A 1,173-nucleotide genomic window follows, 5' to 3' on the forward strand; every position below is an offset into this window, starting at 1 on the left:
CCCGGCTTTCTGCGAAAGCAGACCTCTCCCTATGGGAGAGGGGACCCGCGCCTCGTTCCAGGACGATGCGTTGGACCGAACCCACCAACCGGAAACCGTGTTATCCACCGTTTCCACAGGCTTTATCCCCAGCGTTGACCCGTGCTCCCGCATAGCGTGTTCATGCTTTGTTCGAAACACGGCGGAGTTGAGGATGGTGGATCGTGCGACCGAGACCGAGCCGACGGAGGCCGAGCGCATCGCGCACGCGTATCGGGTCGCCAGCGGCGGCAACGCCTGGGCCGCGCTCGTGCGCGCGGTCGAGGATGCCCTCGCGGATCTGGCCGAGGCCGAGCGGCGCACGCTGCGCCGTGACCGGCTGATCTCGCACGGCTACGTTCGCGGCCGCCTCGATGGCGGTCGCTAGAGGGAACGGCTCTGCGACCTCCGGGGGCGCCAAGGCGCGCGTCCACGACCATCGCCCGCGCCCGCGCCCGGGACGGGCGTCCTCCCGTGCTGGGGCGCTTCGGGCCGAAGCCTCTTCGGGCGATCGGGCCGCGTGCGCGGCCGATACCGAACCCCTCGCCCCCGGCAGGCTCTCGCCGGCATCCGGGCGGAATCGGCTCTCCGTGCCGCAATCCGGGACCGAACGCGAGGGCGCTCGACACGTCGTCCCGCCCCCGGACCGCGGGCCGGCCGCCGCGGCGGGTGGTCCCGTGCCCCGCGCTCCGAAAACGCGCGGGCGCGCGGCACCCGGATACCCGCCGCAGCATTCGAGTTTAAAATTACTCTTATTACAGTAGATTGCCTCGGAAAATCGTCTCTCTCCGCATAGATCCGGCTGACGGGCCCGGGGGATTCCGCTATGCCCTGCTCATGGGCAAGCTGAAGCCGGTCTATCTCTATCGTCTGCGGCTCCTCTACGCTGCCCCGCGCTACTACGCGCCGCAGAGCATCAATCATTACCTGGAGAAGCGCGGCCTGATCCGCCGCACCGGGCGCGCGCTGCCGGCCCGGCGGCACGAGGAGTACGAGATCACGGAGGCCGGCCGCACGGCCTTCGACGCGGCGCTCGCGGCGCCCGAATGAGGCGCGCTCAGACGGCCGGGGGCTGGCGCCCGGAGAGCGAGCGGAAGATCCGGGCGAGTTCCTCGGCGGAGTAGGGCTTGCGCACGAGCTCGAAGCCGTGGGCGT

At 70.2% G+C, this 1,173-nt stretch carries 2 protein-coding genes; both read left to right on the forward strand.

Annotated features, from left to right (window positions below; all coding sequences use genetic code 11):
- Nucleotides 1-193 precede the first annotated feature (193 nt).
- A complete protein-coding gene (locus AX737_RS28715) occupies nucleotides 194-406 on the forward strand; it encodes a hypothetical protein (RefSeq protein ID WP_066927307.1) in 213 nt (70 codons plus the stop codon).
- Nucleotides 407-855: 449 nt separating this feature from the next.
- Nucleotides 856-1,068 carry a hypothetical protein gene (locus tag AX737_RS28720; RefSeq protein WP_066927309.1) on the forward strand — a complete coding sequence of 71 codons (213 nt, stop codon included), beginning with the start codon at nucleotides 856-858 and terminating at the stop codon, nucleotides 1,066-1,068.
- Nucleotides 1,069-1,173 lie beyond the last annotated feature (105 nt).

Source organism: Methylobacterium sp. CCH5-D2, from assembly GCF_001556475.1.
Taxonomy (GTDB): domain Bacteria; phylum Pseudomonadota; class Alphaproteobacteria; order Rhizobiales; family Beijerinckiaceae; genus Methylobacterium; species Methylobacterium hispanicum.

Excerpts from the sequence above, each read along its gene's own strand:
- AX737_RS28715 (WP_066927307.1), top strand. The coding sequence starts at position 194 with ATGGTGGATCGTGCGACCGAGACCGAGCCGACGGAGGCCGAGCGCATC.
- AX737_RS28720 (WP_066927309.1), top strand. The coding sequence starts at position 856 with ATGGGCAAGCTGAAGCCGGTCTATCTCTATCGTCTGCGGCTCCTCTAC.